25 protein-coding genes, 1 pseudogene and 1 riboswitch are annotated in these 26,196 nt (G+C 75.1%); of the genes and pseudogenes, 12 read left to right on the top strand and 14 right to left on the bottom strand.

What is annotated here, in order from left to right:
• Nucleotides 1-8: 8 nt before the first annotated feature.
• A complete protein-coding gene (locus DQ244_RS14025) occupies nt 9-707 on the bottom strand; it encodes a CDP-alcohol phosphatidyltransferase family protein (RefSeq protein ID WP_113812120.1) in 699 nt (232 codons plus the stop codon).
• Nucleotides 708-748: 41 nt separating this feature from the next.
• Here DQ244_RS14025 and DQ244_RS14020 point away from each other — a divergent pair, with 41 nt between their 5' ends.
• Together DQ244_RS14020 and DQ244_RS14015 are read left to right on the top strand one after the other, a co-directional pair.
• Nucleotides 749-1,537, top strand: coding sequence for a triacylglycerol lipase (locus DQ244_RS14020; RefSeq protein ID WP_199580404.1), 789 nt, complete (start codon nt 749-751; stop codon nt 1,535-1,537).
• A gap of 43 nt (nt 1,538-1,580) precedes the next feature.
• Nucleotides 1,581-2,216 (top strand): hypothetical protein, encoded by a 636-nt coding sequence (locus DQ244_RS14015; RefSeq protein ID WP_113812119.1) that lies wholly within the window; start codon nt 1,581-1,583, stop codon nt 2,214-2,216.
• Here DQ244_RS14015 and metF read toward each other — a convergent pair.
• Nucleotides 2,206-3,117, bottom strand: coding sequence for a methylenetetrahydrofolate reductase [NAD(P)H] (metF, locus tag DQ244_RS14010; RefSeq protein ID WP_113812118.1), 912 nt, complete (start codon nt 3,115-3,117; stop codon nt 2,206-2,208). The genes DQ244_RS14015 and metF overlap by 11 nt on opposite strands.
• Nucleotides 3,118-3,318: 201 nt before the next feature.
• Here metF and DQ244_RS14005 point away from each other — a divergent pair, with 201 nt between their 5' ends.
• Genes DQ244_RS14005 through DQ244_RS13995 form a run of 3 tightly spaced genes read left to right on the top strand, consistent with a single transcriptional unit; the run spans nt 3,319 to nt 6,862 of the window.
• On the top strand, nt 3,319-4,446 hold the full coding sequence (locus tag DQ244_RS14005; protein WP_113812117.1) for a polyprenyl synthetase family protein: 1,128 nt from the start codon (nt 3,319-3,321) through the stop codon (nt 4,444-4,446).
• Entirely contained in the window at nt 4,446-5,930 is a 1,485-nt protein-coding gene (gene crtI, locus DQ244_RS14000) for a phytoene desaturase family protein (protein WP_113812116.1), read from the top strand. The genes DQ244_RS14005 and crtI overlap by 1 nt, the downstream gene beginning before the upstream one ends.
• Nucleotides 5,927-6,862 (top strand): phytoene/squalene synthase family protein, encoded by a 936-nt coding sequence (locus DQ244_RS13995; protein ID WP_199580403.1) that lies wholly within the window; start codon nt 5,927-5,929, stop codon nt 6,860-6,862. Before crtI ends, DQ244_RS13995 begins: the two co-directional genes overlap by 4 nt.
• On the opposite strand, the pseudogene DQ244_RS19965 reads toward DQ244_RS13995, so the two are convergent.
• From DQ244_RS19965 to DQ244_RS13980, 3 genes and pseudogenes are all read right to left on the bottom strand, one after another.
• A pseudogene (locus DQ244_RS19965) lies at nt 6,859-7,068 on the bottom strand (lycopene cyclase domain-containing protein); the annotation flags it as partial. The gene DQ244_RS13995 and the pseudogene DQ244_RS19965 sit on opposite strands and share 4 nt — an antisense overlap.
• Complete coding sequence (locus DQ244_RS13985; RefSeq protein WP_113812114.1) at nt 7,065-7,409, bottom strand: lycopene cyclase domain-containing protein; 345 nt, start codon at nt 7,407-7,409, stop codon at nt 7,065-7,067. The gene DQ244_RS13985 and the pseudogene DQ244_RS19965, both read right to left, overlap by 4 nt.
• A 43-nt stretch (nt 7,410-7,452) precedes the next feature.
• Nucleotides 7,453-7,776 carry an Rv2175c family DNA-binding protein gene (locus tag DQ244_RS13980; protein ID WP_113812113.1) on the bottom strand — a complete coding sequence of 108 codons (324 nt, stop codon included), beginning with the start codon at nt 7,774-7,776 and terminating at the stop codon, nt 7,453-7,455.
• Between the two features lie 13 nt (nt 7,777-7,789).
• Here DQ244_RS13980 and DQ244_RS13975 point away from each other — a divergent pair, with 13 nt between their 5' ends.
• The 6 genes from DQ244_RS13975 (at nt 7,790) to DQ244_RS13950 (ending at nt 15,398) form a co-directional block, all read left to right on the top strand.
• Nucleotides 7,790-8,929, top strand: a complete 1,140-nt coding sequence (locus tag DQ244_RS13975; RefSeq protein WP_113812112.1) for an alpha-hydroxy acid oxidase — start codon at nt 7,790-7,792, stop codon at nt 8,927-8,929.
• Between the two features lie 4 nt (nt 8,930-8,933).
• Nucleotides 8,934-9,018: riboswitch (ZMP/ZTP riboswitch) on the top strand.
• Between the two features lie 23 nt (nt 9,019-9,041).
• The gene (locus DQ244_RS13970; RefSeq protein ID WP_113812111.1) at nt 9,042-10,514 is read left to right on the top strand and encodes a glycine hydroxymethyltransferase; all 1,473 of its coding nucleotides are present in this window, start codon (nt 9,042-9,044) and stop codon (nt 10,512-10,514) included.
• A 124-nt stretch (nt 10,515-10,638) separates the two neighbouring features.
• Nucleotides 10,639-12,630 (top strand): Stk1 family PASTA domain-containing Ser/Thr kinase, encoded by a 1,992-nt coding sequence (pknB, locus tag DQ244_RS13965; RefSeq protein WP_113812110.1) that lies wholly within the window; start codon nt 10,639-10,641, stop codon nt 12,628-12,630.
• A 30-nt stretch (nt 12,631-12,660) separates the two neighbouring features.
• Complete coding sequence (locus DQ244_RS13960) at nt 12,661-13,560, top strand: deoxyribonuclease IV (RefSeq protein ID WP_113812109.1); 900 nt, start codon at nt 12,661-12,663, stop codon at nt 13,558-13,560.
• A gap of 145 nt (nt 13,561-13,705) precedes the next feature.
• Nucleotides 13,706-14,863 (top strand): S8 family peptidase, encoded by a 1,158-nt coding sequence (locus tag DQ244_RS13955; RefSeq protein ID WP_199580402.1) that lies wholly within the window; start codon nt 13,706-13,708, stop codon nt 14,861-14,863.
• 73 nt (nt 14,864-14,936) lie between these two features.
• On the top strand, nt 14,937-15,398 hold the full coding sequence (locus tag DQ244_RS13950) for an NUDIX domain-containing protein (RefSeq protein ID WP_113812108.1): 462 nt from the start codon (nt 14,937-14,939) through the stop codon (nt 15,396-15,398).
• A 73-nt stretch (nt 15,399-15,471) separates the two neighbouring features.
• On the opposite strand, the gene DQ244_RS13945 is transcribed toward DQ244_RS13950, so the two are convergent.
• A complete protein-coding gene (locus DQ244_RS13945; protein ID WP_113812107.1) occupies nt 15,472-16,485 on the bottom strand; it encodes a low specificity L-threonine aldolase in 1,014 nt (337 codons plus the stop codon).
• Nucleotides 16,478-17,815 carry a class II 3-deoxy-7-phosphoheptulonate synthase gene (locus tag DQ244_RS13940; protein WP_113812106.1) on the bottom strand — a complete coding sequence of 446 codons (1,338 nt, stop codon included), beginning with the start codon at nt 17,813-17,815 and terminating at the stop codon, nt 16,478-16,480. The genes DQ244_RS13945 and DQ244_RS13940 overlap by 8 nt, the downstream gene beginning before the upstream one ends.
• A gap of 230 nt (nt 17,816-18,045) precedes the next feature.
• Between DQ244_RS13940 and DQ244_RS13935 the strand changes: the two genes are divergently transcribed.
• Nucleotides 18,046-20,199, top strand: coding sequence for a methyl-accepting chemotaxis protein (locus DQ244_RS13935; RefSeq protein WP_113812105.1), 2,154 nt, complete (start codon nt 18,046-18,048; stop codon nt 20,197-20,199).
• A 61-nt stretch (nt 20,200-20,260) separates the two neighbouring features.
• Here DQ244_RS13935 and DQ244_RS13930 read toward each other — a convergent pair whose 3' ends face one another.
• The 7 genes from DQ244_RS13930 to DQ244_RS13900 all read right to left on the bottom strand — a co-directional run bounded on the left by DQ244_RS13930 (nt 20,261) and on the right by DQ244_RS13900 (nt 26,148).
• Nucleotides 20,261-20,878, bottom strand: coding sequence for a hypothetical protein (locus DQ244_RS13930; RefSeq protein WP_113812104.1), 618 nt, complete (start codon nt 20,876-20,878; stop codon nt 20,261-20,263).
• A 209-nt stretch (nt 20,879-21,087) separates the two neighbouring features.
• Nucleotides 21,088-21,516, bottom strand: a complete 429-nt coding sequence (locus tag DQ244_RS19220; protein ID WP_147251528.1) for an STAS domain-containing protein — start codon at nt 21,514-21,516, stop codon at nt 21,088-21,090.
• A gap of 100 nt (nt 21,517-21,616) precedes the next feature.
• Nucleotides 21,617-22,825, bottom strand: a complete 1,209-nt coding sequence (locus DQ244_RS13920) for a CdaR family transcriptional regulator (RefSeq protein ID WP_113812102.1) — start codon at nt 22,823-22,825, stop codon at nt 21,617-21,619.
• 56 nt (nt 22,826-22,881) lie between these two features.
• A complete protein-coding gene (locus DQ244_RS13915) occupies nt 22,882-23,373 on the bottom strand; it encodes a polyadenylate-specific 3'-exoribonuclease AS (protein WP_113812101.1) in 492 nt (163 codons plus the stop codon).
• A complete protein-coding gene (locus tag DQ244_RS13910) occupies nt 23,370-23,810 on the bottom strand; it encodes a RidA family protein (protein WP_199580401.1) in 441 nt (146 codons plus the stop codon). The genes DQ244_RS13915 and DQ244_RS13910 overlap by 4 nt, the downstream gene beginning before the upstream one ends.
• A 45-nt stretch (nt 23,811-23,855) precedes the next feature.
• Nucleotides 23,856-25,145, bottom strand: coding sequence for a cation:proton antiporter (locus DQ244_RS13905; RefSeq protein WP_113812100.1), 1,290 nt, complete (start codon nt 25,143-25,145; stop codon nt 23,856-23,858).
• A gap of 88 nt (nt 25,146-25,233) precedes the next feature.
• On the bottom strand, nt 25,234-26,148 hold the full coding sequence (locus DQ244_RS13900) for an SDR family oxidoreductase (RefSeq protein ID WP_113812099.1): 915 nt from the start codon (nt 26,146-26,148) through the stop codon (nt 25,234-25,236).
• Between the last annotated feature and the right edge of the window lie 48 nt (nt 26,149-26,196).

Raw genomic sequence — 26,196 nt, 5'->3', positions numbered from 1 at the left:
GTGACCGCTCAGTCCGGTGGAGGGACCGCGGCGTCGTCCGGGCCGCCCAGCTCACCGTGCAGCCACCGCCCCAGCTGGGCCGTGCCGAGGGCACCCAGCAGCGCGCCGACCGCGGCCCCGGCGGTGACCACCACGCGCACCGGGTCGAGGTCGGCCACGTCCAGGCCCGAGACCACCCCGGCGCCACCGAGCGTGAGGCCGGTCATCACCACCCGCGTGGGCCGCTCCCAGACCGAGATCGGGCCGGTGCGGCGCACGCCGGCCTGCCCGGCCCGAGCCCGCAGGTAGTCGGGCAGCCAGCACAGCGCCCCGAAGGTCACCGCCAGCCATCCGGGTGCACCGGCCGCCCACAGCGCCGCGGCGTAGGCGGCCTCGGTCAGCCGGTCGACGACGGAGTCGAGCACGTACCCCCGGCGGGACGCCCGTCCGGTACCGATGGCGAGCGCGCCGTCGAGGCTGTCGAGCAGCCCGGAGACGCCCACGAGCAGACCCGCGACCACGAGCCACGCACCGCCCGCGGCGGCCGGGCCGACCGCGGCCGCGGCGACGACGGCCCCGGCGGCGGTCGCGGCGGCCGGGGGCAGCGCGGCCAGCGGCCGGGCCAGGGTGTGGGCGATCGTCAGCCACCCGCGCACGAGCGGTGCGCTGGTGTCGGCCCCGCCGTGCCAGCGGGACCACGCGGCGAGGTACTCCTCCCGGTCGAGCACCGCGCCTCCTCCTCGTCGTACGCACCAGGGACAGTAGGCGGGTGCCCGCCGTCCTCCGGAGACCTCTCCTGCTGATCCTCGTGGTCGTGGCGCTGCTCGGCGCCGGAGTGGCGCTGCTGCTGCAGCGGAGCGGCGCGCCCGCGCCGGTCGGCGAGCCCGTCGTGGAGGAGCCCGGCCCGGTGCTGCTGGTCCCGGGCTACGGCGGGAGCGTGCAGAGCATGGAGCCGCTGGCCGCCCGGCTGCGGACCGAGGGGCGCGACGCGACCGTGGTCGCCTGGCCCGCTCCCGGGACCGGGGACCTGCGGGCCGTCGCCGACGCCCTGGACGACGCGGCGGAAGCGGCCCTCGACCGCACCGGCGCCGACAGCGTCGACGTCGTCGGCTACTCGGCCGGCGGCCTGGTCGCGCGGCTCTGGATCACCGACGGCAACGCCGACGTCGCCCGTCGCGTGGTGACCCTCGGGTCTCCGCACCACGGCACCGAGGTGGCCCAGTTCGCCGCCGCCTTCGCGCCGGACCGGTGCCCGGAGGCCTGCCGGCAGATGGTGCCGGGCAGCGACCTGATCGCCGGCCTGGGCACCGACGAGACCCCCGACGACGTCGGGTGGGTGTCGCTGTGGACCGACCAGGACACCGTGGTCACCCCGCCGGACTCCGCGCGGCTGGACGGTGCGCTGAACCTGACCGTGCAGTCGGTCTGCGCCGGCCGGCAGGTGAGCCACCTCCAGCTGCCCGGCGACCCGGTCGTCCAGGGCATCGTGCTCGCCTCGCTGGGCCCGGCGGACCCCGTCGCCCCCACGCCCGCGGACTGCGCGGCGCTCGACGGCTGAGGCCCGCGTGTCGGGATCGGGCATCCCGGGCAGGACGGGGGGCATGGCTGCTCCCCTGTCCGACGCCGTCGTCGTCGACGTCCTGCGCCGGGTCGACCGGCTGCTCACCCCGCTGGCCACCCGCCTCGGCCGCCCGCCGGCGCTGCCGCGGGGCGAGCGCGAGCGCTGGTGGGCCGACGAGGTCTCCAAGGTCGCCGCGGGCGTGTCCGCCGCACCCCGGTTCGCCGGCAAGCTCGCCGACCTGCTGCCGCTGCAGAACACGGTGGGAACGGCGGTCCAGTCGCTGGTCGTCCTCGGCGTCGCCGGCGAGCACGGCGTCGAGGCCCCGGCCGAGCGGGTGTCGGTGCTCGCGAAGGTGCTGCTCGACCGCGACCTGCCGGCCGAGCGGGTGACGCCGCTGCTGACCCGCAGCAAGGGCGCCTACGTCGAGGGCACGCTGGGCCCGCGGGAGGAGCGCACCGGCGTCTCGGGTGCGGCGAAGACGCTGTGGCGGGCCGCCCGGCTGCTGACCCGCATCGACGACGCCCTGGACGCCCGGCCGAAGGGGCGCTGGGGCGCCCGCGTGCTGTCCAACCTGCCGGTGGTCGGCCTCGCCGGGGGCTACCTGGCCGAACGCGAGGGGCTGCGCCGCGCGGCGGCGCGCACCGCCGACGTGCTGGAGGACACCGTCAGGGCGTGACGGCGTCCCCGGACCGGTCGACGAGGTTGGTGAACACCTCACGCGTCGCCGTCGACCGGTTCATGGTGATGAAGTGGATCCCGGGCACGCCCTCGTCGAGCAGCGTCCGGCACAGGTCGGTGGCCACCTCGACGCCGAGGTCGCGCACGGCGGCCTTGTCCTCCGGGCGGTCCCCGTCGAGGGCGGTGAACCGCTCCATCAGGTCCTCGGGGAACGCCTGACCGGAGAGCTGCACGATCCGGGCGATCTGCCGGACGTCGGTCACCGGCATGACCCCGGCCAGGATCGGCACCTCGCAGCCGTGCGCGGCCACCCGGTCGCGCAGCCGCAGGTAGTCCTCGGCCCGGAAGAACATCTGGGTGATCGCGAAGTCGGCGCCCGCCCGGCACTTGGCCACGAACTGCTGGACGTCGGAGTCGGGGTCGGGCGACCGCGGGTGCAGCTCCGGGAAGGCGGCGACGCCGACGGAGAAGTCACCCATCGACCGGATCAGCTCCACCAGCTCGGCGGCGTACTGCAGCCCCTCGGGGTGGGCGACCCAGTCCGCCTGCGGGTCCGCGCCGGGCGGGTCGCCGCGCAGCGCCAGGACGTTGCGGACGCCGGCCGCCACCAGCCGGCTCACGATGTGCCGGAGCTCGGCGATCGTGTGGTCGACGGCGGTCAGGTGCGCCAGCGGCGTCATCGTCGTCTCGGCGGCGATCCGCTCGGTCACCGCGAGCGTGCCCTCCCGGGTCGACCCGCCGGCGCCGTAGGTCACCGACACGAACGAGGGGCGCAGCCGCTCGAGCTCGCGCAGCGCCGTCCACAGCTGGGCCTCCCCCTCGGCCGACTTGGCGGGGAAGAACTCGAACGACCAGGTCGGGCCCTCGGTGGCCAGCAGCTCGCGCACGGTCCGGGTCACGGCACCCGAGGGTACGGGCGTCCCCGGGCGGGCCGGGCGGGCAGCTCCCGCGGACCGGCTGCATCCGGAGCCGGGCCGGCGGCAGAAGGAGGTCGAGGACCAGCAGCGGCGCGAGGACGAAGGAGATCGGCGATGGATCGGAGCACCGCAGTCAGCCCGCTCGGTGGGTGGGCCGCCACCGTGTTGGGCGATACTGGCCGCATGATCGCCGGGGCGCAGCACCGCCAGCCAGTCCGCCCCTCGTCCCCGCTGGCGGCAGCCGACCTCGACCGCGTGCGCGCCGCGGTCGCCGAGGCCCTCACCACGTTCCTGGACCAGCAGCGGGTCACCCTCGCCGCGATGGACGCCCGCCTCGCGCCGGTGGTCGACGAGGTGTGCGCCCTCGCCGAGGGCGGCAAGAAGCTCCGCCCGTCGTTCGCGTACTGGGGCTGGCGCGGAGCCCGCACCCAGGGGCAGGGCAGCGGCGAGGACGACGGCGACGTCCTGCGCGCGGTGGCCGCCCTGGAGTTCGTGCACGCCAGCGCCCTGGTGCACGACGACGTCATGGACGCCGCCGGCACCCGGCGCGGCCGGCCGACCACCCACGTCGGCTTCGCCGACAAGCACGCCGCCGAGTCCCTGGACGGCGACCGCGACCTGTTCGGCATCGGCGCCGCCATCCTCGTCGGCGACCTGGCCCTGGTCTGGTCCGACGAGATGCTGCGCTGCTCCGGGATCTCCGAGGCCGCGCTCGGCCGCGCCCGCGCGGTGTGGGACACGATGCGCACCGAGGTCACCGCCGGCCAGTACCTGGACCTGCTCCGCGCGGCCGGCGGGCTCCCCGGCCCCGACGGCGCCCTCACCGTCGCCCGCTACAAGAGCGCCGGCTACACCGTCCAGCGCCCGCTGCAGCTGGGGGTCGCCATCGCCGGCGGCGGCCCGGCCGTCGTGGAGGCCTGCACCGCGATCGGCCTGCCGCTGGGCGAGGCGTTCCAGCTGCGCGACGACGTCCTGGGCGTGTTCGGGGACCCGGCCGTCACCGGCAAGTCCGCCGACGACGACCTGCGCGAGGGCAAGCAGACCCTGCTCATCGCGCTGGCCGAGGAAGCCGCCGACGACGCCGGCCGCCGGCTGCTGGACGAGCTGCTCGGCGACCCGGACGCCAGCACCGCAGACTTCGACGCGCTGCGCGGGCTGCTGGTGTCCACCGGTGCGCGCGACCGCGTCGAGGAGCGGATCGCCCGCCGGACCGCCGAGGCCCGCGAGGCCATCGCCGAGGCCCCGATCGCCGACGACGCCCGGGCCGCGCTCGACGCGCTCGCGGTGGCCGCGACCACCCGCGCCGCCTGATGGTGCGCACCGTCCCGGGCCGCACCGACCGCGTCGTCGTCGTCGGTGCCGGGCTGGCCGGCCTCGGGGCGGCGCTGCGGCTGCGCGGCGCCGGGCGCGAGGTGACCGTCGTGGAGCGCGGCGAGGGCCCCGGCGGCCGCGCCGGGCGCGTCGAGCAGGACGGCTACGTGCTGGACACCGGCCCCTCGGTGTTCACCGCCCCTGAGGTCGTCGCCGACACGCTCGCCGCCGTCGGCGAGAAGCTCGAGGACCGGCTGGACCTGCGCCGGCTGGACACCAGCTACCGGGCGCAGTACGCCGACGGCACCACCCTGGACGTGCACGCCGACCCCGAGGCCTTCGCCGCCGAGGTGTCCGCGCTGTGCGGCCCGGCCGAGGCGGTGGCGCTGCGGCGGTACCTGGCCGACCTCGCCGAGCTCTACCGGCTGCAGCTGACCACCTTCATCGACCGCAACCTCGACTCCCCGCTGGACCTCGTCGGCCCGGAGCTGGTCCAGCTCGCCCGGCGCGGCGGCTTCGGCCGGCTGTCGCGGCACGTGGAGAAGTACTTCGCCGACGACCGGCTGCGGCGGCTGTTCAGCTTCCAGGCGCTCTACGCCGGGGTCTCGCCGTTCCGCGCCATCGCCGCCTACGCCGTCATCGCCCAGCTCGACATCGGCGCCGGCGTCTGGCACCCGACCGGCGGCATCGGCGCGGTGCCCCGGGCGCTGGCCGCGGCCGCCGCCGACGCGGGCGTCACCTTCCGCTACGGCGCCCCGGTCGCGGAGCTGGAGACCGGCGGCGGGCGGGTCGGTGCGGTGCGGCTGGCCGACGGCGAGCGGCTGCCCGCCGACGCCGTCGTCGTCACCACCGACGCCCCGCACGCGCTGGTGCCGGGCCTGCGCGGCCCGCGCCGGCCGGTCTACTCCCCCTCGTGCGTCGCCCTGCACGTCGGCGTGCGCACCGAGGTGCCGGGGCAGGCGCACCACACGATCAGCTTCGGCGACTCGTGGCGCGGCGTGTTCGCCGAGCTCACCCGGGACGGCCGCCCCATGAGCGATCCCAGCCTGCTGATCAGCATGCCGTCGGTGACCGACCGGTCGCTGGCCCCCGAGGGCGGCCAGGTGCTCAGCGTGGTGGCCCCCACCCCCAACCTGGACCGCCGCAGCGGCGGGAACCCCGACCTGGACTGGGACGCCCTGGCGCCCCGCTACCGCGACGAGCTGCTGGAGACGCTGGAGGCCCGCGGGTTCACCGGCCTCACCGGCGCGATCGAGGTGGAGCACATGGACACCCCGCGCACCTGGGCCGACCAGGGCATGGCCGCCGGCACCCCGTTCGCGCTGGCGCACACCTTCGGGCAGACCGGGCCCTTCCGCCCCGCCACGCTGCCGCGGCGGGGACCGGAGAACGTGGTGCTGGCCGGGTCGTCGGTGCAGCCGGGCGTCGGCGTGCCGATGGTGCTGATCAGCGGCCGGCTGGCCGCGGAGAGGATCACCGGATGACGGCGGTCGACGACCGGCAGGCGCAGCTGTCCGCCGCCTACCGGCACTGCGCGGCGATCGCAGCCGAGCACGGCAAGAGCTACTTCCTCGCCACCCGCCTGCTCTCCCCCGACCGGCGGCCCGCGGTGCACGCGCTCTACGCCGCCGCCCGGGTCGCCGACGACTTCGTCGACCACCCCGGCGCCGACCCCGCGGGCGACCTGATGAGCTGGTCGAAGGCGCTCCTGGAGGAGCTGGAGGCCGGCTGGTCGGAGGACCCGGTACGGCTGGCGCTGGTGCACACCTACCGCCGCTACGACATCCCCCTCGAGCACCTGGTCGACTTCCTCGCCGCGATGACCAGCGATCTCACGGTCGCCGGCTATCCCACGATGGACGCCCTCGACCGGTACATGTGGGGCTCGGCGTCGGTCATCGGCCTGCAGGTGCTCCCCGTCCTCGGCACCGCACCCGGCGTCGCCCGCGAGGAGGCCGCGCCGCACGCGATCGCCCTGGGCGAGGCGTTCCAGCTGACCAACTTCCTCCGCGACGTCGGCGAGGACGTCGACCGCGGCCGGGTGTACCTGCCCGCCGACCTCATGGCCGCGCACGGGGTGACCCGCGAGCAGCTGGCCGAGAAGCGCTTCGACGACCGCTTCCGCGAGCTGATGCGCGAGATGGTGGCCGTGGTCCGCCGCCGCTACGACGACGCCGCGCCCGGCACCCCGATGCTCGCCCCGGAGTCCCGGGACTGCGTGCGCGCCGCCACCGACCTGTACGGCGGCATCCTCCAGGAGATCGAGCGGGCCGACTACCGGGTGCTCGACCGCCGGGTGTCGGTGTCCAAGCCGCGGCGCCTGGCGGTGTTCGCCCGCCGGTTGACCGCTGCCCAGCTCGCCAGGGTCAGGGTCACCATCGCGAACCCGAAGAGCAGGTCCTCCACCGGCGCGTAGGCGATCCGCGGGCCCCAGATCACCCGCTCGTCGTAGACCACGACCTCCAGGCCGGTGAGCACGCCGTTCATCAGCAGCTGGAACGTCACGATGATCGCGTAGGCCACCCAGAACACCGGCCGGGTGACCATGCGGGTGCGGTAGACGGCGAGGTCCACCACGAGGACGGCGACGACGGCGGTGACCGCCAGCGCGGAGTAGCTCATCGCTCGGCCTCCTCGGCGGGATAGCCGGCGTCCCACCCGGTCACGCGGCGCACCGCCTCCAGCGCCAGCACCGAGCACAGCGGGACGACGAGGAAGAACAGCACCTCCTCGACCGGGATCCCACCGGGCAGGCGGACGTCGAGGGTGCGGGTGGCCGAGTAGTCCCAATGCCCCTGCGCGATCGCGTAGAGCACCCAGACGACGAAGACGGCGAACTCCGGGACGACCGCCAGGAGCAGCCGCCGCCAGCGGGCGTAGACGCGCACCCGCAGGAGCAGCTCCAGCGGGGCGGTCACCACCAGGCAGCCGGCCAGCAGGCCCAGGTAGGTCAGCTGCTCCACGGCAGCACCTTCGGCACCGGGCCGCCGCGCGGATGCACGCGGGCTACAGCGCCAGGGCCTGGGCGCGGCGGGTGACCTCGGTGTGCCGGTTGTCGCGCAGCGCCTGCACCGGCGTCCCGGGCAGCGACTCGTCCTCGCGGAAGAGCCACTCGAAGGCCTCCTCGTCGGTGAACCGGCCGTCCTGCAGGACGGTCAGCAGACCGGCGAGGTGCTTGAGGACGACGCCGTCCTGGATGAAGTCCGCGGGGATCTTGCCGTTGCCGCTGCCGGGGACGGCCAGCAGCTTCCGGTCGCGCAGCAGCTGGCGGACCCGGTTCGGCGAGGTGCCGATCAGCTGGGCCACCTCCGCGGGGGTGAGCGTGTCCATAGAGTGCGAGCCTATGGCGACCGACAACGGGACCGACAGCCCGGTACCGCGCGAGCGGGTCCGCGCGGTGCACGAGATGACCCTTGACGCGCCGGGCCAGGAGCCGCCGTTCCTCGACCTGGCCCTGCTCGAGGCCCGGGCGCGCGACTCGCTGCCCCGCGCCGTCTTCGACTACTACGCCGGCGGCTCGGAGACCGAGACGACGATGCGCGAGGCGCCGGACTCCTGGCGGTCGTGGCGGCTGCGGCCCCGGGTGCTGCGCGGGGTCACCGCACCCCGGCTGGGCACCGAGCTGCTCGGCAGCGCCGTCGGCACCCCGATCGGCGTCGCCCCGTGGGCGTACCAGGGCATGGCGCACCCCGACGGCGAGCTGGCGACGGCACGCGCCGCGGTGGCCACCGGCGCCCTCATGACCGCCTCGACCAGCGCGACGCACACGCTGGAGGAGATCGTCGCGGAGACCGGGGACTCGCCCGCCTGGTTCCAGCTCTACCGGCTGCACTCCACCGCGCACACCGAGGACCTGGCCCGGCGCGCGGGCGACGCCGGCTACCGCGCGCTGGTCATGACCGTCGACGTGCCCCTGCTCGGGCGCCGGCACCGCGACCTGACCAACGCCTTCGCGCTGCCCGAGGGCCTGCGCATGGCCAACCACCCGGCCGCCGGGGACGAGCGGCCCGACCTCAGGGACCTGGCGACCGCCACCTGGACCTTCGACGACATCGCCCGGTTCGGCGAGGTGTCCGGGCTGCCGGTCGTCGTCAAGGGCGTGCTCCGCGGCGACGACGCCGTGCGCTGCGTGCAGGCCGGCGCGTCGGCGGTGTGGGTCTCCACGCACGGCGGCCGGCAGGCCGACCCGGCGATCGCCAGCGCGCACGCCCTCCCCGAGATCGTCGACGCCGTGGGCGACGACGCGGAGGTCTACGCCGACGGCGGCATCCGCACGGGGTCCGACGTGCTGACCGCCCTCGCGCTCGGGGCACGGGCGGTGTTCCTGGGCCGGCCGACCGCCTGGGGGCTGGCCGACGGCGGAGCCGATGGCGTCGCCCGCGTGCTCGCCGGGCTCACCGAGGAGCTGGCGCACATGATGGTGCTGTGCGGTCTCGAGGACGTCCGGTCGGTGCCCCGGGACTCGGTCCGAGCCGCGCGCTAGCCTGGTGCCGGGCTGTGACTGGCGCGTCGAGGTGGGCCACCACCGGGGAGCGGCCTGCACCACCACCGCCGTGCGCCTGGGCACCTACCCGTCGTCACGAGCAGGAGCCCTCATGACCGCCACGCCCCGCACCGCCCCCACCGCCGCCTTCGACGGCGCCGCCGCCTCGACCGCCTACCGCAGCGCGCTGGAGGTCATCGGCGCCGTCGAGCCCCGGGTGGCCGACGCCATCGGCGCCGAGCTCGCCGACCAGCGCGCCTCGCTCAAGCTGATCGCCAGCGAGAACTACGCGAGCCCCGCGGTGCTGCTCACCATGGGCAACTGGTTCAGCGACAAGTACGCCGAGGGCACCGTCGGGCACCGGTTCTACGCCGGCTGCCAGAACGTCGACACCGTCGAGGCGCTGGCCGCCGAGCACGCCCGCGAGCTCTTCGGCGCCTCGCACGCCTACGTCCAGCCGCACTCGGGCATCGACGCCAACCTGGTCGCCTTCTGGGCGGTGCTGGCCTCGCGGATCGAGTCGCCGGCGTTGGAGAAGGCGGGCGCGAAGCACGTCAACGACCTCTCGGAGTCCGGGTGGGCCGAGCTGCGCCGCGCCCTGGGCGACCAGCGGATGCTCGGCATGTCGCTGGACGCCGGCGGCCACCTGACCCACGGGTTCCGCCCGAACATCAGCGGCAAGATGTTCGAGCAGTCCTCCTACGGCACCGACCCGGGCACCGGGCTGCTGGACTACGACGCCGTCCGCGCCACCGCCCGGGAGTTCCGCCCGCTGATCCTCATGGCCGGCTACTCCGCCTACCCGCGCCGGGTGGACTTCGCGACGATGCGCGAGATCGCCGACGAGGTCGGCGCCACCCTCGTCGTCGACATGGCGCACTTCGCCGGCCTGGTCGCGGGCAAGGTGCTCACCGGCGACTTCGACCCGGTGCCGCACGCCCACGTGGTCACCAGCACCAGCCACAAGTCGCTGCGCGGCCCGCGCGGCGGGTTCGTCCTGGCCCAGCCGGAGTTCGCCGACGCCGTCGACCGCGGCTGCCCCATGGTGCTCGGCGGGCCGCTCCCCCACGTCATGGCCGCCAAGGCGGTCGCCTTCGCCGAGGCCCGGCAGCCGGCGTTCGCGGAGTACGCCCGGGCGATCGCGGACAACGCCGTGGCCCTGGCCGAGGGGCTGACCCGCCGCGGCGTCGAGCTGGTCACCGGCGGCACGGACAACCACCTGGCGCTGCTGGACGTGAGCGGCTTCGGCCTCACCGGGCGGCAGGCCGAGTCCGCGCTGCTGGACGCCGGGATCGTCACCAACCGCAACGCCGTGCCGGCCGACCCGAACGGCGCCTGGTACACCTCCGGCGTGCGCATCGGCACCCCGGCGCTGACGACCCGGGGCTTCGGGGCCGCGGAGTTCGACCGCGTGGCCGAGCTCATCGCCGACGTCCTGCGCGCCACCACCCCGGCCACGACGAGCGCGGGCGCGCCGTCGAAGGCGAAGTACGCGATCGCCGACGGCGTGGCGGACCGGACCCGCGCCGCCGCGGCCGAGCTGCTGGCCGAGCACCCGCTCTACCCGGGCCTGGACCTCGGCTGAGCCGCATGGGCGCGGGCACGGGCGTGACCCCCACCACGAGTTCATCCGCACCACGGGCCACGGCGGTCCCCCGTGCCGCGTGGTGGGGCACACCCGGGCCCCGGCGCTCCTACACTGAGTCGCTGTGGACACTGCCGTGACCGACCCCGTGGTCGGCCTCCTCCTCGAGGGGCGCTACCGCCTCGAGGAGCGGCTCGCGCGCGGCGGCATGTCCACCGTCTACGCGGCCACGGACCTCCGGCTGCACAAGACGGTCGCGGTCAAGGTCATGGCCGAGCACCTGGCCCACGACCCGACGTTCGTCGACCGGTTCACCCGCGAGGCGCGCGCCGCCGCCATGCTCAGCCACGCCAACGTGGTCGGGGTCAGCGACCAGGGCAGCGACCAGGGCCTGGTGTTCCTGGTCATGGAGCTCGTGCGCGGCCGCACCCTGCGCGACCTGCTGAGCGCCCGCGGGCGGCTGACCGTCGCCGAGGCCTTCGCGGTGCTGGAGCCGGTGCTCAGCGGCCTGACCGCCGCGCACCGGGCCGGCATCGTGCACCGCGACATCAAGCCCGAGAACGTCCTCATCGGCGTCGACGGCGTCGTCAAGGTGGCCGACTTCGGGCTCGCCCGCGCCGTCGTCGGCACCGGGCAGACCAGCCAGACCGGTGGCGTGCTCATCGGCACGGTCGCCTACCTCTCCCCCGAGCAGCTCGAGCGCGGCCGCGCCGACGCCCGCTCCGACATCTACGCCGCCGGCATCGTGCTCTACGAGATGCTCACCGGGCACCCGCCGTTCGGGGGTGACACGCCGCTGGCCGTGGCCTACCAGCACGTGCACCACGACGTCCCGGCCCCGTCGGCCGAGGTCCCGGGCCTCCCCTGGCAGGTCGACGACCTCGTCGCGCGCACCACCCGCCGCGATCCCGCCGGCCGGCCGATCGACGCCGGCGCGTTCCTCGCCGAGCTCTCCGACGTGCGCCGCGACCTCGGCATCGACCCGGTCCCGGTGCCCACCGGCCAGAGCGCCGGCCCCGGCACGCTGCGGCCGACCAACCGGCCCACCCGCCCGCGCCCCCACGACCGGCACCCGAGCAACCCGGGCACCGCGGTCCTGAACGGCCGCAACCCCGGCCGCGGCGGGCGCACGAGCATGCTGCCGGGCATGGGCGCCGGTCCCACCACCGACGTGCAGGGCCGCCGCCCCGCCCCCGCCCGCCCGCGTCCCGGCGTGCCCGACCACATCCGCAAGCGCCGGGCCCGGTTCGCCATCGCCGTCGTGGCGCTGCTGGCCGTCACCGCCGGCGCGATCGGCTGGTGGTTCGGCGAGGGGCGCTGGACGACGACGCCGGAGCTCGCGGGCAAGGACCAGGCGGCCGCGATCGACCTGCTGCAGAACGCCGGGCTCGACCCGGACTGCTGCGATGAGGTCTGGAGCGAGGACGTCCCCGCCGGCACCGTCCTGTCGACCGAGCCGGCGGCCGGCGCGGAGGTCATCCGCAGCACCGACGTGCGCCTCGTCGTCTCCAAGGGCAAGGAGCGCTACACGGTCTCCCCCGACCTCGTCTCGCTGCCCGTCGAGCAGGTGGAGACCCAGCTCGAGGACCTGCCGGTGCAGATCACCCGCGGCCAGGACTACGACAACCAGATCCCGCCGGGGCACGTGATCCGCTTCGACCCCGCCGCCGGCACCGAGCTCAAGCGCGACCAGGTCGTCACCGTCGTGGTCAGCCAGGGCCGGGCACCGGTCGCCGTCCCCGACGTCACCGGGCAGGCCCCCGACCAGGCCACCAAGATCCTCCAGGACCTCGGCTTCACCGTCGAGCGGATCGAGGACGGGCGCAGCGATGCGGTGGACAAGGGCGAGGTCATGGCGATCGCCCCCGGCCCCGCCGACGGCCGGATCCCCTTCGGCAGCACCGTGAAGATCCAGGTCTCCGCCGGGGTCCCGGTCGTCGCCGTCCCCGACGTCGTCGGGAAGACCGGCGACGAGGCGGCGCAGATCCTGCAGGCGGCCGGCCTCCAGGTGGAGGCGACCCGCTTCTTCGGCAACAAGGTGCTCCGGCAGACACCGGCGGCCGGCGAGCAGGTCGAGCGCGGCACCTCCGTCACCATCCTGCTCACCTTCGGATAGGCACCTCGCTCCGTGTCGAACAGCACTCCCGTGCCGCCCGTCGGGGCGCACATCCAGATCAAGGGCGGCCTGGCCAGGGGTGGGCTCGCCTACACCGACGCCGTCGCCGCCCGCGCCGTCCAGGTCTTCGTGGGCAACCCCCGCGGCTGGAAGCTGACCGACGGGGACCCGAAGCAGGACGCGCTGTTCACCGCCGGCTGCACCGAGCGGGGCGTGCCCTCGTTCATCCACACGCCGTTCCTGGTGAACGTCGGCTCCCCCACCGAGGCCACCGTCGAGCAGTCCGTCGCCTCCATCGCCCACAACCTGCGGCGGGGCGCCCAGCTCGGGTGCGAGGGCGTGGTGGTGCACGCCGGGTCCGCGGTCGGCGAGGACCGCTACGAGGACGCGCTCCGCCAGCTGCACGAGCGGCTGCTGCCGGTGCTCGACGCCGCCGACCCGGACGGGCCGCGGCTGCTGATCGAGCCCACGGCGGGCGGCGGCCGGGCGCTGGCGGCCACCGTCGAGGACCTCGGCCCCTACTTCGCCGCCCTGGAGCAGCACCCGCTGCTCGGCGTCTGCTTCGACACCTGCCACGCCTGGGCGGCCGGCCACGACCTGTCGGTCCCCGGCGGCATGAGCGCGACGCTCGACGCGCTGGAGACGACGGTCGGAGCCGGACGGCTGGGCCTGGTGCACGTCAACGACTCGCTGGACGCCTGCGGCTCCAAGCGCGACCGGCACACCACCATCGGCGAGGGCACGATCGGGTCGGGGCCCTACGGCACCGGCCCGTTCGCCGAGCTGGTCCGGCACCGCACCACGGCCGGCGTCGCCATGGTCGTGGAGACACCGAGCGAGCGCGACGGTGATCCGGGCGGCGGCCACGCGGCCGACATCAAGCTGCTGAACTCGCTGATCGGCGACCCGGTGGGCGACCTCCTCGCCTGAGCCCGGCGACACGCCCGGCTGCCCGCGAATCGCCGCGTCCACCTGCGTTCCGGTACGCGCCCATTCCGCCGACGGCCCCGGTGGGCTTCACTCTGCGCACCCGAGCCGCTGCAGCCAGCGGCCGACCGGTGAACGAGGAGAAGCCGTGCAGATCCGCAAGACCCTGGTGACCGGGGCCGTCGCCGCCCTCGCCGTCGGCACCACCGTCGGTACCGCCGCAGCCGCGCCCGCGCCGAACTCGGCCGTCGCCACCTACATCGTCACGCTCGAGCCGGGCGCCCTCCCGGGCCCGGCCGCCGAGCGCGCGGCACGGCTGGGCGGCTCGGTCCGCCACGTCTACGGCGCCGCGCTGAACGGCTACGCCGTCCAGCTGCCCGAGCGCGTCGCCGACCGGCTCGCGACCCTGCCCGGCGTCGTCTCCGTGGAGCGCGACGCCCCCGTCTCGGTGGCCGCGACCCAGGGATCGGCTCCGTGGGGGCTGGACCGCCTGGACCAGCGCACCCTCCCCCTGAGCGGCAGCTACACCTACACCGCCACCGGGGCCGGCGTCACCGCCTACGTCATCGACACCGGCATCCGCCTGGACCACGCCGACTTCGGCGGCCGGGCCGTCACCGGCTACGACGCCGTCGACGGCGGCAGCGCCGACGACTGCAACGGCCACGGCACGCACGTGGCCGGCACCGTCGGCGGAACCACCCTCGGCGTGGCCAAGGACGTCTCCCTCGTCGCGGTCCGCGTCCTCGACTGCGCCGGCTCCGGCACCAACGCCGGCGTCATCGCGGGCATCGACTGGGTGACCGCGCACCACCCGGCCGGCGCGCCCGCCGTGGCGAACATGAGCCTGGGCGGCGGGGCCAGCACCGCGGTGGACAGCGCGGTGCAGCGCTCCATCGCCGACGGCGTCACGTACGCGGTCGCGGCGGGCAACGGCAACGCCGCGGGCGTGCCGCAGAACGCCTGCAACTCCTCCCCCGCCCGGGTCTCCGCCGCGCTCACCGTGGGCGCCAGCGACCGCACCGACAGGCCGGCGTCCTTCAGCAACTACGGCAGCTGCGTGGACCTGTTCGCACCCGGCGTCGCGATCACCAGCGACTGGCACACCGGCGCGACCGCCACGAACACCATCAGCGGGACGTCGATGGCCACGCCGCACGTGGCGGGCGTCGCCGCGCTGTACCTGCAGGGCGTCCCGGCCGCGACGCCGTCGACGGTGGCCACGGTGATCCGCGCCGCGACCACCAAGGACGCGGTGCCGACCAAGAAGACGGCGAACAACGACCTGCTGTTCAGCGCCTACTGACCCCTCGGCCGGGCCCTCCGCCGTCCAGGGGGCCCGGCCCCCGGCCGTTCCGCGCCCGGGGCAGGATGACCGGATGCGCTTCCAGGTGGTGCCGGCGGCCTACGTGCTGCTGCGCCGGGTGGCGGACGGGGCGGAGCAGGTGCTGCTCCAGCTCCGGTCCGGTACCGGCTACATGGACGACCACTGGGCGGCAGCGGCCGCCGGGCACGTGGAGGCGGGCGAGTCGGTCTTCGAGGCGGCTGCCCGCGAGGCCGCGGAGGAGCTGGGCATCGCCATCGACCCGGCGGACCTGGTGCCGCTGTGCGCCATGCACCGGACCGTCGAGCCCCACGGTCCGGTCGACGAGCGGGTCGACTTCTTCCTCGAGTGCCGCCGGTGGACCGGGACGCCGCGGCGGGTGGAGGCCGGCAAGACCGCCGACCTGCGCTGGTTCGCCCTCGACGCGCTGCCCGCGCCCGTCGTCCCGCACGAGCTGCAGGTCATCGGCGCCCTGGCCGACGGCGCCGTGCCACCGATCGTCACGCACGGCTTCTGACCCGCGCGGGCGCGGTCCTCCGGGCGCGCATCCCGTGGCGCGGGATGCGCGGCCCGGGGGCCACGTGGTCCGGTCAGCGGTCCAGCAGGCCGTTCAGGACCTCGGCGGCGCGCTCGATGCCCGCCCGGTCGACGTCGAGGTGGGTGACGAGCCTGATGCGACGCGGGCTCACCTGCCCGACCAGCACGCCCTGCGCCTTGGCCGCCTCGGCGATCAGCGGTGCCGGCACGTCGTCGACCACGACCATGTTGGTCTCCACCGCCGCGGGATCCACGCCGAGCAGCTTCGCGAGCAGCTGCGCGTGCTCGTGGTCCTCGCCGAGCCGGGGCAGGTGGTGGTCCAGCGCGTACAGGCAGGCGGCGGCGAGCACGCCGACCTGGCGCATGCCGCCGCCGAGGCGCTTGCGCCACAGCCGCGCCTGTGCGATCCGCTCCGCGGACGCCACCAGCACCGATCCGACCGGCGTGCCGAGGCCCTTGGAGAAGCAGACGGAGGCGGTGTCGGCCAGCCGTCCGTAGGTGGCCAGGTCCACGCCGGAGGCGGCGGAGGCGTTCCAGATGCGAGCGCCGTCGAGGTGGACGGCGACGCCGGCCCCGCGGGACCAGTCCCACAGCTTCTCGAGCTCCCCGAGCGGCTGCACCCGACCGAAGCCGCGGTTGTGGGTGTTCTCCACGGCGATCGCGGCCGTGGCCGTCAGGTGCCAGTCGTCCCGGGGTCGCACCTGGGCGACGAGGGCGTCGGCGTCGAGCCGGCCCCGGTCGGAGACGACGGTGCGGGTGGAGATGCCGAAGATCGCGGCGGCGGCGCCCATCTCGTAGGTGACGACGTGGGCGTCGGCGTCGCAGAGGATCTCCTGGCCCGGCTCGCAGACCAGCCGCATCCCGATCTGGTTGCCCATGGTGCCGCTCGGCACGAACAGCGCGGCCTCGTGGCCGAACATCGCCGCCACGCGCTCCTCGAGCGCGCGGACCGCGGGGTCCTCGGCGTAGACGTCGTCGCCGACCTCGGCCTCGGCCATGGCCCGGCGCATGCCCTCGGTCGGCCGGGTGACGGTGTCCGAGCGGAGGTCGACCAGCCCCTCAGCCACGCAGCATCTCCGCGACGAGGAAGGCCAGCTCCAGCGACTGACCGGTGTTCAGCCGCGGGTCGCAGGCGGTCTCGTAGCGGCTGTTGAGGTCCTCGTCGCTGATCTCCATGGCGCCACCGAGGCACTCGGTCACGTCCTCACCGGTCAGCTCGACGTGGATGCCGCCGGGCCACGTGCCCAGCGCGCGGTGCACGTCGAAGAAGCCGAGGACCTCGTCGACGACGCGGTCGAAGTGCCGGGTCTTGTAACCGGTGGAGGACTCGTGGGTGTTGCCGTGCATCGGGTCGCACTGCCACACCACCTGGTGGCCGCTCGCGGTGACCTTCTCCACGATGCCCGGCAGTACGTCGCGGATCTTCCCGTTGCCCATGCGGCTGATCAGCGTGAGCTTGCCGGGCAGGTTGTCGGGGTCCAGCCGCTCGACGAGCTCGGTCGCCTGCTCCGGCGTCGTCGTCGGGCCGATCTTGACCCCGATCGGGTTGGCCAGCTTCGAGACGAACTCGATGTGCGCGCCGTCCATCTGCCGGGTGCGCTCCCCCACCCACACGAAGTGCGCGGAGAGCGCGTACGGGCGGCCCTCGTGCATGCGCAGCAGCGCCCGCTCGTAGTCGAGGATCAGCGCCTCGTGGGAGTTGTAGAGCTCCACCCCGCGCAGCGCGTCGGAGTCGATGCCGCAGGCCTTCATGAACGCCAGCGCGCGGTCGATCTCGCGGGCGATGACCTCGTAGCGCACCCCGGCCGGCGAGCTGGAGACGAAGTCCTTGTTCCAGTCGTGGACGGCGTGCAGGTCGGCCAGACCGCCCCGGGCGTAGGCCCGGATCATGTTCATCGCGGCTGCGGAGTTCGCGTAGGCGCGGACCAGCCGGTACGGGTCCGGGATCCGCTTCTCCAGCACCGGCTCCAGGTCGTTGACCATGTCACCGCGGTAGGAGGGCAGGCCGAGCGCGTCGGTGTCGGAGGACCGCGGCTTGGCGTACTGACCGGCGACGCGGCCCACCTTGACCACCGGGACGCTGGCGCCGTAGGTGAGGACCACGGCCATCTGCAGCAGCGTGCGCGTGGTGCTCTGCAGGTGCGGCTCGGTGTTGAGGTCGAAGGTCTCCGCGCAGTCGCCGCCCTGGAGCAGGAAGGCCTTCCCCCGGGCGACGTCGGCCAGCTGGGCGCGCAGCGCGTCGACCTCGGCCGGCGCGACGATCGGCGGGACCGTGGAGAGCGTCTGCAGCACCGCGTCGAGCGCGGCCCGGTCGGGCCACTGCGGCTGCTGGGCGATGGGCAGTTCCCGCCACCGGTCCAGGCCGGGCACCGGCTGCGCGGATTCGAGGAGACTCACGCCCTGAGGGTACGGCGCCCCTCCCCGGGCCCGGGGTGGCGCGTCCCACCCCGCCGTCCGGGGTCCTCCGGGGTGCCCACGCGGTGCCGTCGATGCACCACCGGCACCACCTGCCACATCTCATGACGAACGGATCACGAACGGTCGGTTCGGTTCCGGACGACGCCCGAGCTGCCGAGGAAACGGGGAGCAGCGGCGACGGACCGCTGCGGAGATCAGGAAGGGCCGACATGAGCGCGCCGAACCTGCCCACCTGGGCGCTCCCCTCCCACTGGGGTATCCGCACCAAGGTCGTGGCCCTCGCGGTCAGCAGCGTCGCGGTGACCGGCGTGGCCATGGGCGGTGTCAGCGCCTGGCAGAGCGGCCGCTTCGCCGACGACGCCGATCGCGACATGGCTGCCCTCGTCGAGGACGACATCAGCCGCGTGGCCGACGGCGTCTACGACGTCGTCGCGACCCAGGGCGCCTCGACCTCGGCCAAGGTCGACGCCGACCTCGCCGCCGCGCAGTACGTGCTGCAGCAGTCCGGCGGGTTCTCGATCGACCCGAACCCGCGCAACGGGCTCGTCGCCTGGGACGCCAAGAACCAGATGAACGGCGAGGTCACCCCGCTGGCCCTGCCGCGCGTCCTGATCGGCGGCCAGTGGCTGGGCAAGAACAGCGACGTCGCCGTCCCCACCCCGGTCGTGGACACGATCAAGACCATGGTCGGCGCGACCGTCACGATCTTCCAGAAGACCCCCGACGGGAGCTTCCTGCGGGTGGCCACGAACGTGCAGGCCGCCTCGGGCGCCCGCGCGATCGGCACCTACATCCCCGCGGTGAACCCCGACGGCAAGCCCAACCCCGTCGCCTCCACGGTGAGCAGCGGGCAGACCTACCGGGGCAACGCCCTCGTCGTCGACTCCTGGCTGGTGTCGGCGTACGCACCGCTGTTCGGCCCTGCCGGCGACGTCATCGGCGTGCTCTACGTCGGCCAGAAGCAGCAGAACCTCCCCGCTCTGCGCGAGAGCCTCGAGGCGACCGAGGTCGGCGACACCGGGCACGTGGAGGTCTACGGCGGCAGCGGCACGATCGCCGGCACCGTGCTCATCAGCCCGGAGGGCGCCCGCGACGGCGAGGCGATGCTCGAGGCGACCGACGCCGACGGCAAGCCCTACGTCAAGGAGATCGTCGAGGCCGCCGTGGCCCTGGAGCCCGGCGAGCAGGCCACCGTCCGCTACGTGGACCCCGAGGCCGGGCCCACGACCGCCCGCATCTCGTACTTCAAGCCCTGGGACTGGGTGCTCGTCACCAACGCCCGCGATGCCGACTTCACCGGCCCCAAGGAGGCGCTGGCCGACGGCCGTTCCTCCATGGTGTGGGCCATGGTCGTCGCCGCCGTCGTCATCGCCCTCCTCGGCGGCCTGATGGCCCAGTTCGTCGGACACCGGCTCACCAAGCCCCTGACCACGCTGCGGGACCGCATGGCCGAGATCGCCGACGGCGAGGGCGACCTGACCCAGCGCATGGACGACTCCCGCAACGACGAGGTCGGCCAGCTCTCCGGTGCGTTCAACAGGTTCGTGGAGAAGGTGGCCGCCACCGTGCGGGACATCCACCGCTGCGCGCAGGAAGTGGCCTCCTCGGCCGCGGGCGTCTCCACGGTGGCCGACGGCCTGGCCCAGCGCGCCTCGCGCAGCCGGGACCAGGCGCAGGACGCCCACGGCGTCGCGGCGGACATCAGCATGAGCGTCTCGTCGGCCGCGGCCGGCGCGGAGGAGATGGGCGCCTCGATCACCGAGATCGCCCGCAGCGCGGCCGAGGCCGCCGAGGTCGGCCGCCAGGCCGCCTCCCTCGCCGAGACCACCGAGACCACGATCGCCGCTCTGGGCGCGAGCTCGGCCGAGATCGGCGACGTCGTCAAGGTGATCTCCGGCGTGGCCGAGCAGACCAACCTGCTCGCGCTCAACGCCACCATCGAGGCCGCCCGCGCCGGTGACGCGGGCAAGGGCTTCGCCGTGGTCGCCAACGAGGTCAAGGAGCTCGCGCAGGAGGCCGCCAAGGCCAGCGAGGAGATCGCCCAGCGGGTGCAGGGCATCCAGTCCGAGACCACGGCGGCGGTGCGCTCCATCTCGCAGATCGCCGAGGTCGTCCGCTCGATCAACGACCACCAGACGACGATCGCCAGCGCCGTGGAGGAGCAGACCGCCACCACCCGGGAGCTCACCCGCAGCGTGGCCACGGCCGCCGAGGGCGCCGGCACGGTGACCACCACGCTCACCGCGGTGAGCCGGGACGCCGACGACAGCGCTGCCGACGTCGACCGCGCCCGGTCGGCGGCCCAGGAGCTCGACGGCCTGTCCCGCGAGCTCAACCGGCTGTTGTCGGTCTTCACCGTCTGACGGCTCGCACCGAACGGCACGAGGCCCCCTCCGGAAGTTCCGGAGGGGGCCTCGTCGCACGTCAGCCGGGAAGGTCTCGGCCGGTCCTGATGTACGGGGCCGGCGAGGCACCCCCGGCGGCGAGCCACGCGGCCACCCCCTGCGGGTCCCGGCGGGCGAGCTCGTCGAGCAGCAGCGCGCGCACCTCGGCGGCCTCGCCCCGGTGCCGGGGCGAGCGCAGGCGCTCCTCCGTGGCGAGCCACTGGCGGACCACCTCCTCGGTCGGCAGCGCGCCGAGCTCGGCGGCGTCCTCGGCCCGCGAGCCGCGCTCCGCCGCGGCGAGGGCGTCGGCCGCCACGAGCGACCCCACGACCAGCACCACCAGGACGACGGCGCCCCCCAGCCCGCCCAGCGCCGGCAGCGCGGCGCCGAACGGGACGGCCAGCACGCCGCCGGCGGCGACGTGGACGACGACCCGGCGCGAGCCCGGCTCCCGCGGGAACCCCGGGTCCGCGGACGCGACCGTGCCTGCCGCGAGCAGCCCCAGCGCGGGCGCGCCGAGGAGCATCACCGCCCACGGCGTGACCACCGCACCGAACATGGCGGTGGCGACGACGACGGTCCCGACCAGGACCCGCCCCGCCCGGACCGCGGCCCGCCGCGGCGTCGACCACCCCCCACGCGGTCCGGCGGTGCTCACGGGCCGCCGATCCGGCAGACCGCGGTGGCAGGGCAGCTACCCCGGTCCGGAAGGCCTCCGGGGAGGAGGGCGACGAGCAGGGAGGGCGGCACGGGTGCTCCGTCCGGTCGATGGTTCCGGTGATGGGCGACGGGGTGACCAGGAGCCAGGCCCTCGACCCGGTCCCAGCCGGGCGCCGTCTGCCGTCTGATGGGATCCGGAAGGCCGGGTCAGGTGCAGCCGCGGCCCCCGCCCGGGCGGCGACCGGCGCCGACGGCCGGCTGCCCCATCAGCGTGAGCAGCCGGTCGACGACGCGCGAGGCGTCGACCAGGACGACGTCGGGCTGGAGAGCCGGCGTCAGCCCGTGGGTGTCCACGAAGGACACCCCGGACAGGTCCACCGCGACGGTCCCCGGGCCGGATGAGCGCACGTGGTCGAGCACCGCCACGAAGAGCTCGCCGCCCACGACGTCCAGTTCCCCGGAGACGACCACGACCGGGCGCGGGTGGTCCCACTCGATGTCCAGGGCCAGTGCCGCCTGCGGTTGCTCCGGGGCCGATCGGACGCAGGTCTGCGACGGGACAAGGGCCGGTCGGCGGGTGGAGGCAGGAGCGGAACGGGCGCGGAACCGCGGGAGCGGGTGGGTGGTCCGTGGCATGAACCGACGCTAGGGCGGCCGGGACGTCGCCCGGCAGGCCTCGCCCCGGACGACTACCGCCCCGGCTCGTTGCCGGGACCCGGCAACGTCGGCGGGCGCCTCAGTCCCCGGACAGCGGTGTGGCGGGCCAGTCCAGCAGCCGCGCCCCGGTCACGGCCACCATCAGCGGGAGCTGGTCCGCCGGGTCGGCCGGGTCGTAGCCGGTGAGCTCCCGGACCCGCTGGAGGCGGTAGGTCACCGCCCGCACGCTCAGGTGCAGTCGACGGGCGGCCGACGCCGCGTTCCGGCCGTCGGCGAAGTAGGCCTCCACGGTCGTGACCAGCGGCTCGGGTCCGCCGCGGGCGTCCTCCAGCGGCCCGAGGACCGTGCCGACGAGATCGGAGATGGCCGCCTCGTCGCGCAGGAGGACCCGGTAGACGAGCATGTCGCGGGCGTGGACCACCCGCTCGGGCAGGTCGAGCCGTTCGGCCACCTCGAGGGCGTCGACGGCCTCGCGGTAGGACCGGAGGACGCCGCGGGGGCCCGGGTGCGACCGGCCCACGCCCACGCGCCAGTGCGGCCGCCGGGTCAACCGGGCCACGGCCGGACCCGCGGCCTCCGCGAGCGCGTGACGGTCCCCCTCATGGCCCTGAGCCGCGCCAGAGGCGATCACGCTGACCAGACGGCCGTCCTTGGCCGCGACCAGGAGGCCTCGGTCGCCGAACCGGAGCCGGGCCTCGTCCTCGAGCCACTTCGTCAGGTGCATGCCGGAGTCGGCGGGACGATCGGTGGTCGCCACCATCACGGTGTGGCTCCCGGCGAGAGCCAGTCCCAACCGCTCGGCCCGCTCCACCAGCGAACCGACCTCCGACCGGCCGGTCAGCAGGTCGTCGACGAACTCGCGGCGGAACGCCTCCTCCCGGCGGACCACCTCCCGCTGGGCTTCCTCGTGACCTGCCGCGAGGGCGGCGAGCGCCGTGTCGGCCGCCCGCCACACGGCCTCCCCCACCGTCACCAGTCCCGCCGGGTCCAGCTGGCGCCCGCGCGCGCCCGCGACCAGCTCCGGCAGCCGGGGCCAGAGACGGCGGGAGGCGCTCATGTAGAGGTCGACCAGCGCCGGGAGACCCACGCCCTGCTGCGCGGCCTCGGCCCCGAGGTCCCGGCAGTGCGCCTCCTCGGCGCGGGTGAGGCGCCGGTCGTGCACGGCGACGTCGACCAGGGCCGTCAGGTAGCCCCCGAGCAGGGACGTGGGCAGCCCGTGCTCGCGTGTCGCTGCGTCCCCGACCTCGACCACCACCGCCGACGGTGGGACCTCCAGGTTGCGGCGCACCTCCGCGAGTCTTCCGTCCGCATCGCTGCGCGGCGAGGGGTGTCCCCGTGGTGCGGTCAGCGTCCGGCCGACTCGATCGCGTTCCAGCGCGCCAGGTTGAAGCGGGCGTCGACCAGCGCGTCGTGCGTGCCCTGCGGCTTCGGCGGGAGCGCCGGCTGACCCCGGTCGTCCCAGCGCTGCCGCAGCTCGCGGGTGAACCGCGGGATCGGCCGCGGCAGGGCGGGCATCGCACCCCAGAGCTGGCACAGGGCGACGTGGTCGTAGGCGCCGAACCACGCCCACAGCTCGATCTCCTCACCCGGCCCGGTCAGGAAGGCCAGCAGGTCCTCGCGGATCCGCGCCCGGCTGCGCCAGGCCCTGTCCGCCGGCGACGGCAGCTGGTCGAGCACGTTGCGCCGCACCCACGGGATCGCCTTGCCGGGGTCGAACTCGGTGCTGACGGCGTAGAACTCGCGGCCGGTCTCGTCGACGACGCCGATCGAGACGAGGTCGATCGTCGTGCCGTCCTCGATGAACTCGGTGTCGTAGAAGAAGCGCCGGACGCTCATCCGTCCAACGTAGCGGCGTCGTCGGGCGGGCCCGGCTCCTGCCAGGTGTCCCGCACGGCGACCGCGTCCACCTCCACCAGCTGGTCGGGGTGCGCGAGGACGGTGACCCCGACCAGGGTGCTCGGCGCGAGGTGGGCACCCAGCGCCTCGCGCACGGCCTCGGCAGCGGCGAGCAGGTCGGCGCGGTCGGTGGTGGCCACGTACACCGTCGTCCTCAGGACGTCGCGCAGCGTGGCGCCGCCCGCCTCCAGGGCCGTGGCGAGGTTCGCCATCGCCCGGCGGGCCTGGCCGGCGACGTCGCCCACCGCCACGGTGCCGTCGTCGTCGAGCGGCGCGGCCCCGGCGGTGAAGACCATCCGGCCGGGATCGGTCACCGCCGCGCAGGCGTGGGGCGCGGGATGGGTCGGACCCGGCGGGCGCACGAGCTCGATGGTCACCGGCCGATCATGGGGCACCGGCGGTCCCGTGTCGTCCGGAGCCGCTCAGACCGGTGTGACCGGGGCCTGCTCCTCGGTGCCGTGCACGGCGCGGGCGCGGCGTGCGCGCTTGCGGTCCAGCCAGTGGATGACCGGCCCGGCCGTGACCCCGTGCAGGACCACGGAGCCGACGACCACGAGCACGGTCACCCGCCACAGCTGCTCGGCGCCGGGGATGTCGGCCTCGCTCAGCCCGTAGGCGAGGTAGTACAGCGAGCCGATGCCGCGGACGCCGAAGAACGACACGACCCAGCGCTCCCGGGACCCCGTCGAGCTGCGGACGAAGGCGAGCAGGCCGGTCAGCGGCCGGACCAGGAGGAGGAACGCCGCGGCGAGCGCGAACTCCCGCCAGCCGACGCCGGCCAGGATGCCGCGCGCCACCGCGCCGCCCACGAGCAGCAGGAGGACGACGGTGAGCAGCCGCTCGAGCTGCTCGACGTGGGCGTGCAGCACCTGGTGCCGGTCGTGCGCCCGCTCGGCGGCCCGGATGGTCAGGGCGCACACGAAGACGGCGACGAACCCGTAGCCCTCGATCACCTCGGCGACCCCGTAGGCGAGGAAGATCGCGCTCAGGGCGACGAACCCCTCGGCGCGCTCGGCCAGGTGCGCCCGCTCACCGGCCCGGGAGAAGAAGAGCCGGCGCAGGACCCAGCCCATCGCGGCGCCGGCACCCACGCCCGCGACCAGGCGCCAGACGACGTCGACCGCCAGCCACTCCCCCAGCCAGCCCGACGGCGCCAGGCCCGCGGCCGCCACCGCGATGGCCGCGTAGGTGAAGGGGAACGCCAGCCCGTCGTTGAGGCCGGCCTCCGAGGTGAGTGCGAAGCGCGCCTCGTCCTCGCTCTCCTCGTCGTCGGTGGGCTCCCCCACCTGGACCTCGGTGGCCAGGACCGGGTCGGTGGGCGCCAGCGCGGCTCCCAGCAGGAGCGCGGCGGCCGCGCCGAGGCCCAGCAGCCAGCCGCCCAGCAGCGCCGTGGCGAGCACGGTCAGGGGCATGGTCACCGCGAGCAACCGCCAGGTGGAGCCCCAGCCGCCCCAGCTGAGCGGGCGGTCCAGCGCGAGCCCGGCGCCCATGAGGCTCACGATCACGACGACCTCGGTGAGGTGCACCGCCGTCGTCCCGTGCTCGATCGGGTCCGGTGAGGGGAGGCCGGGGACCAGCGTGAACGCCAGCACGCCGAGTCCCACGAAGACCATCGGCATGGACAGCGGCGCCCGGCTGGTCAGCCGGGGCAGCAGCGCCGCGAGGAGGGTGGCGGCACCTGCTGCCGCGAAGGCGAGGCCAGTGGGTTCCACGCCTCAGCGCTGCCCGGGACTTGTCACCCCCGCAGTGTCCGGGACGCGCCCCGCCGCCGCCGGGCGACGGCGGGGCGTCCGGAACCGGTCAGGCGGCGCCCTTGGTGCGGTCGCCCACCGAGTTCGAGCCGAACTCGCGGCCGTCCAGCGCGGCGATGTCGCGCTCGAGCTGCGGCACCCGCTTGGCCGCGATCGCCATGGTGAGCTTCTCCGCGACGACGCCGGTGACCAGCTGGCGCAGCGCGGCGACCGTGCCGACCGAGCGCGGCACGAACACCCGGCGTCCGCGGGTCTCCAGGTTCTCGACCAGCGCCTCGGCGCACGCGTCCACGGAGGTGAAGGCACCCAGCGGGCCGGGGAGGGACCTGCGCGTCTCCTTGAAGGTCGGCAGCGCCTCCTCGGTGTCGCGGACCATGTCGGTGTCGATCCAGGTCGGGTGGGCGCTGGCCACGGTGACGCCGCGGTGGGCCACCTCGAGCCGCAGCGCGTCGCCGAAGCGCTCGACGCCGGCCTTGGACGCGCAGTAGGCGCTCATGCCCGGCAGCACGGTGAAGGCAGCGGCGGAGCTGATCAGCTGCACGTGACCCTTGCGCTTGGCGATCTCGGGCAGCGTCGCGTGCGCGGTGAGCATGGTGCCGATCAGGTTGACCTCGATCGTGCGCGCCAGGGCGTGCGCGGAGCTGGTCATGACGGTGGTCAGCGGCGCGATGCCCGCGTTGGCCACGACGATGTCGAGCCCGCCGAAGGTGTCGACCGTCCGCTGCACGGCGGCCGCGAGCGCCTCGGGGTCGGTGACGTCGGCCTCGACCCACAGGTGCTCGGGACCGAGCTCGTCGGCGACCCTGGCCAGCTCCTGCGGCTCCAGGCCGACCAGGGCCACCCGCGCGCCCCGGGCCGCGGCCTTGCGCGCCAGCGCGGCCCCGATCCCGCGGGCGGCGCCGGTGATGAAGACGGACTTCCCGGCCAGGGGCGTGCGCGTGCGCTTTCCGAATCCAGCCGCCATCGGGCTTCTCCTCCGGTTGTCGTCGCGCTCGAATTGAGCGCTGCTCAC

Origin of the sequence: Blastococcus sp. TBT05-19, from assembly GCF_003319095.1 — a bacterium.
In the GTDB taxonomy this organism is placed as follows: domain Bacteria; phylum Actinomycetota; class Actinomycetes; order Mycobacteriales; family Geodermatophilaceae; genus Blastococcus.
Note: the sequence above shows the minus strand (reverse complement) of the source record. Positions and strands in the feature narration are given on the sequence as shown.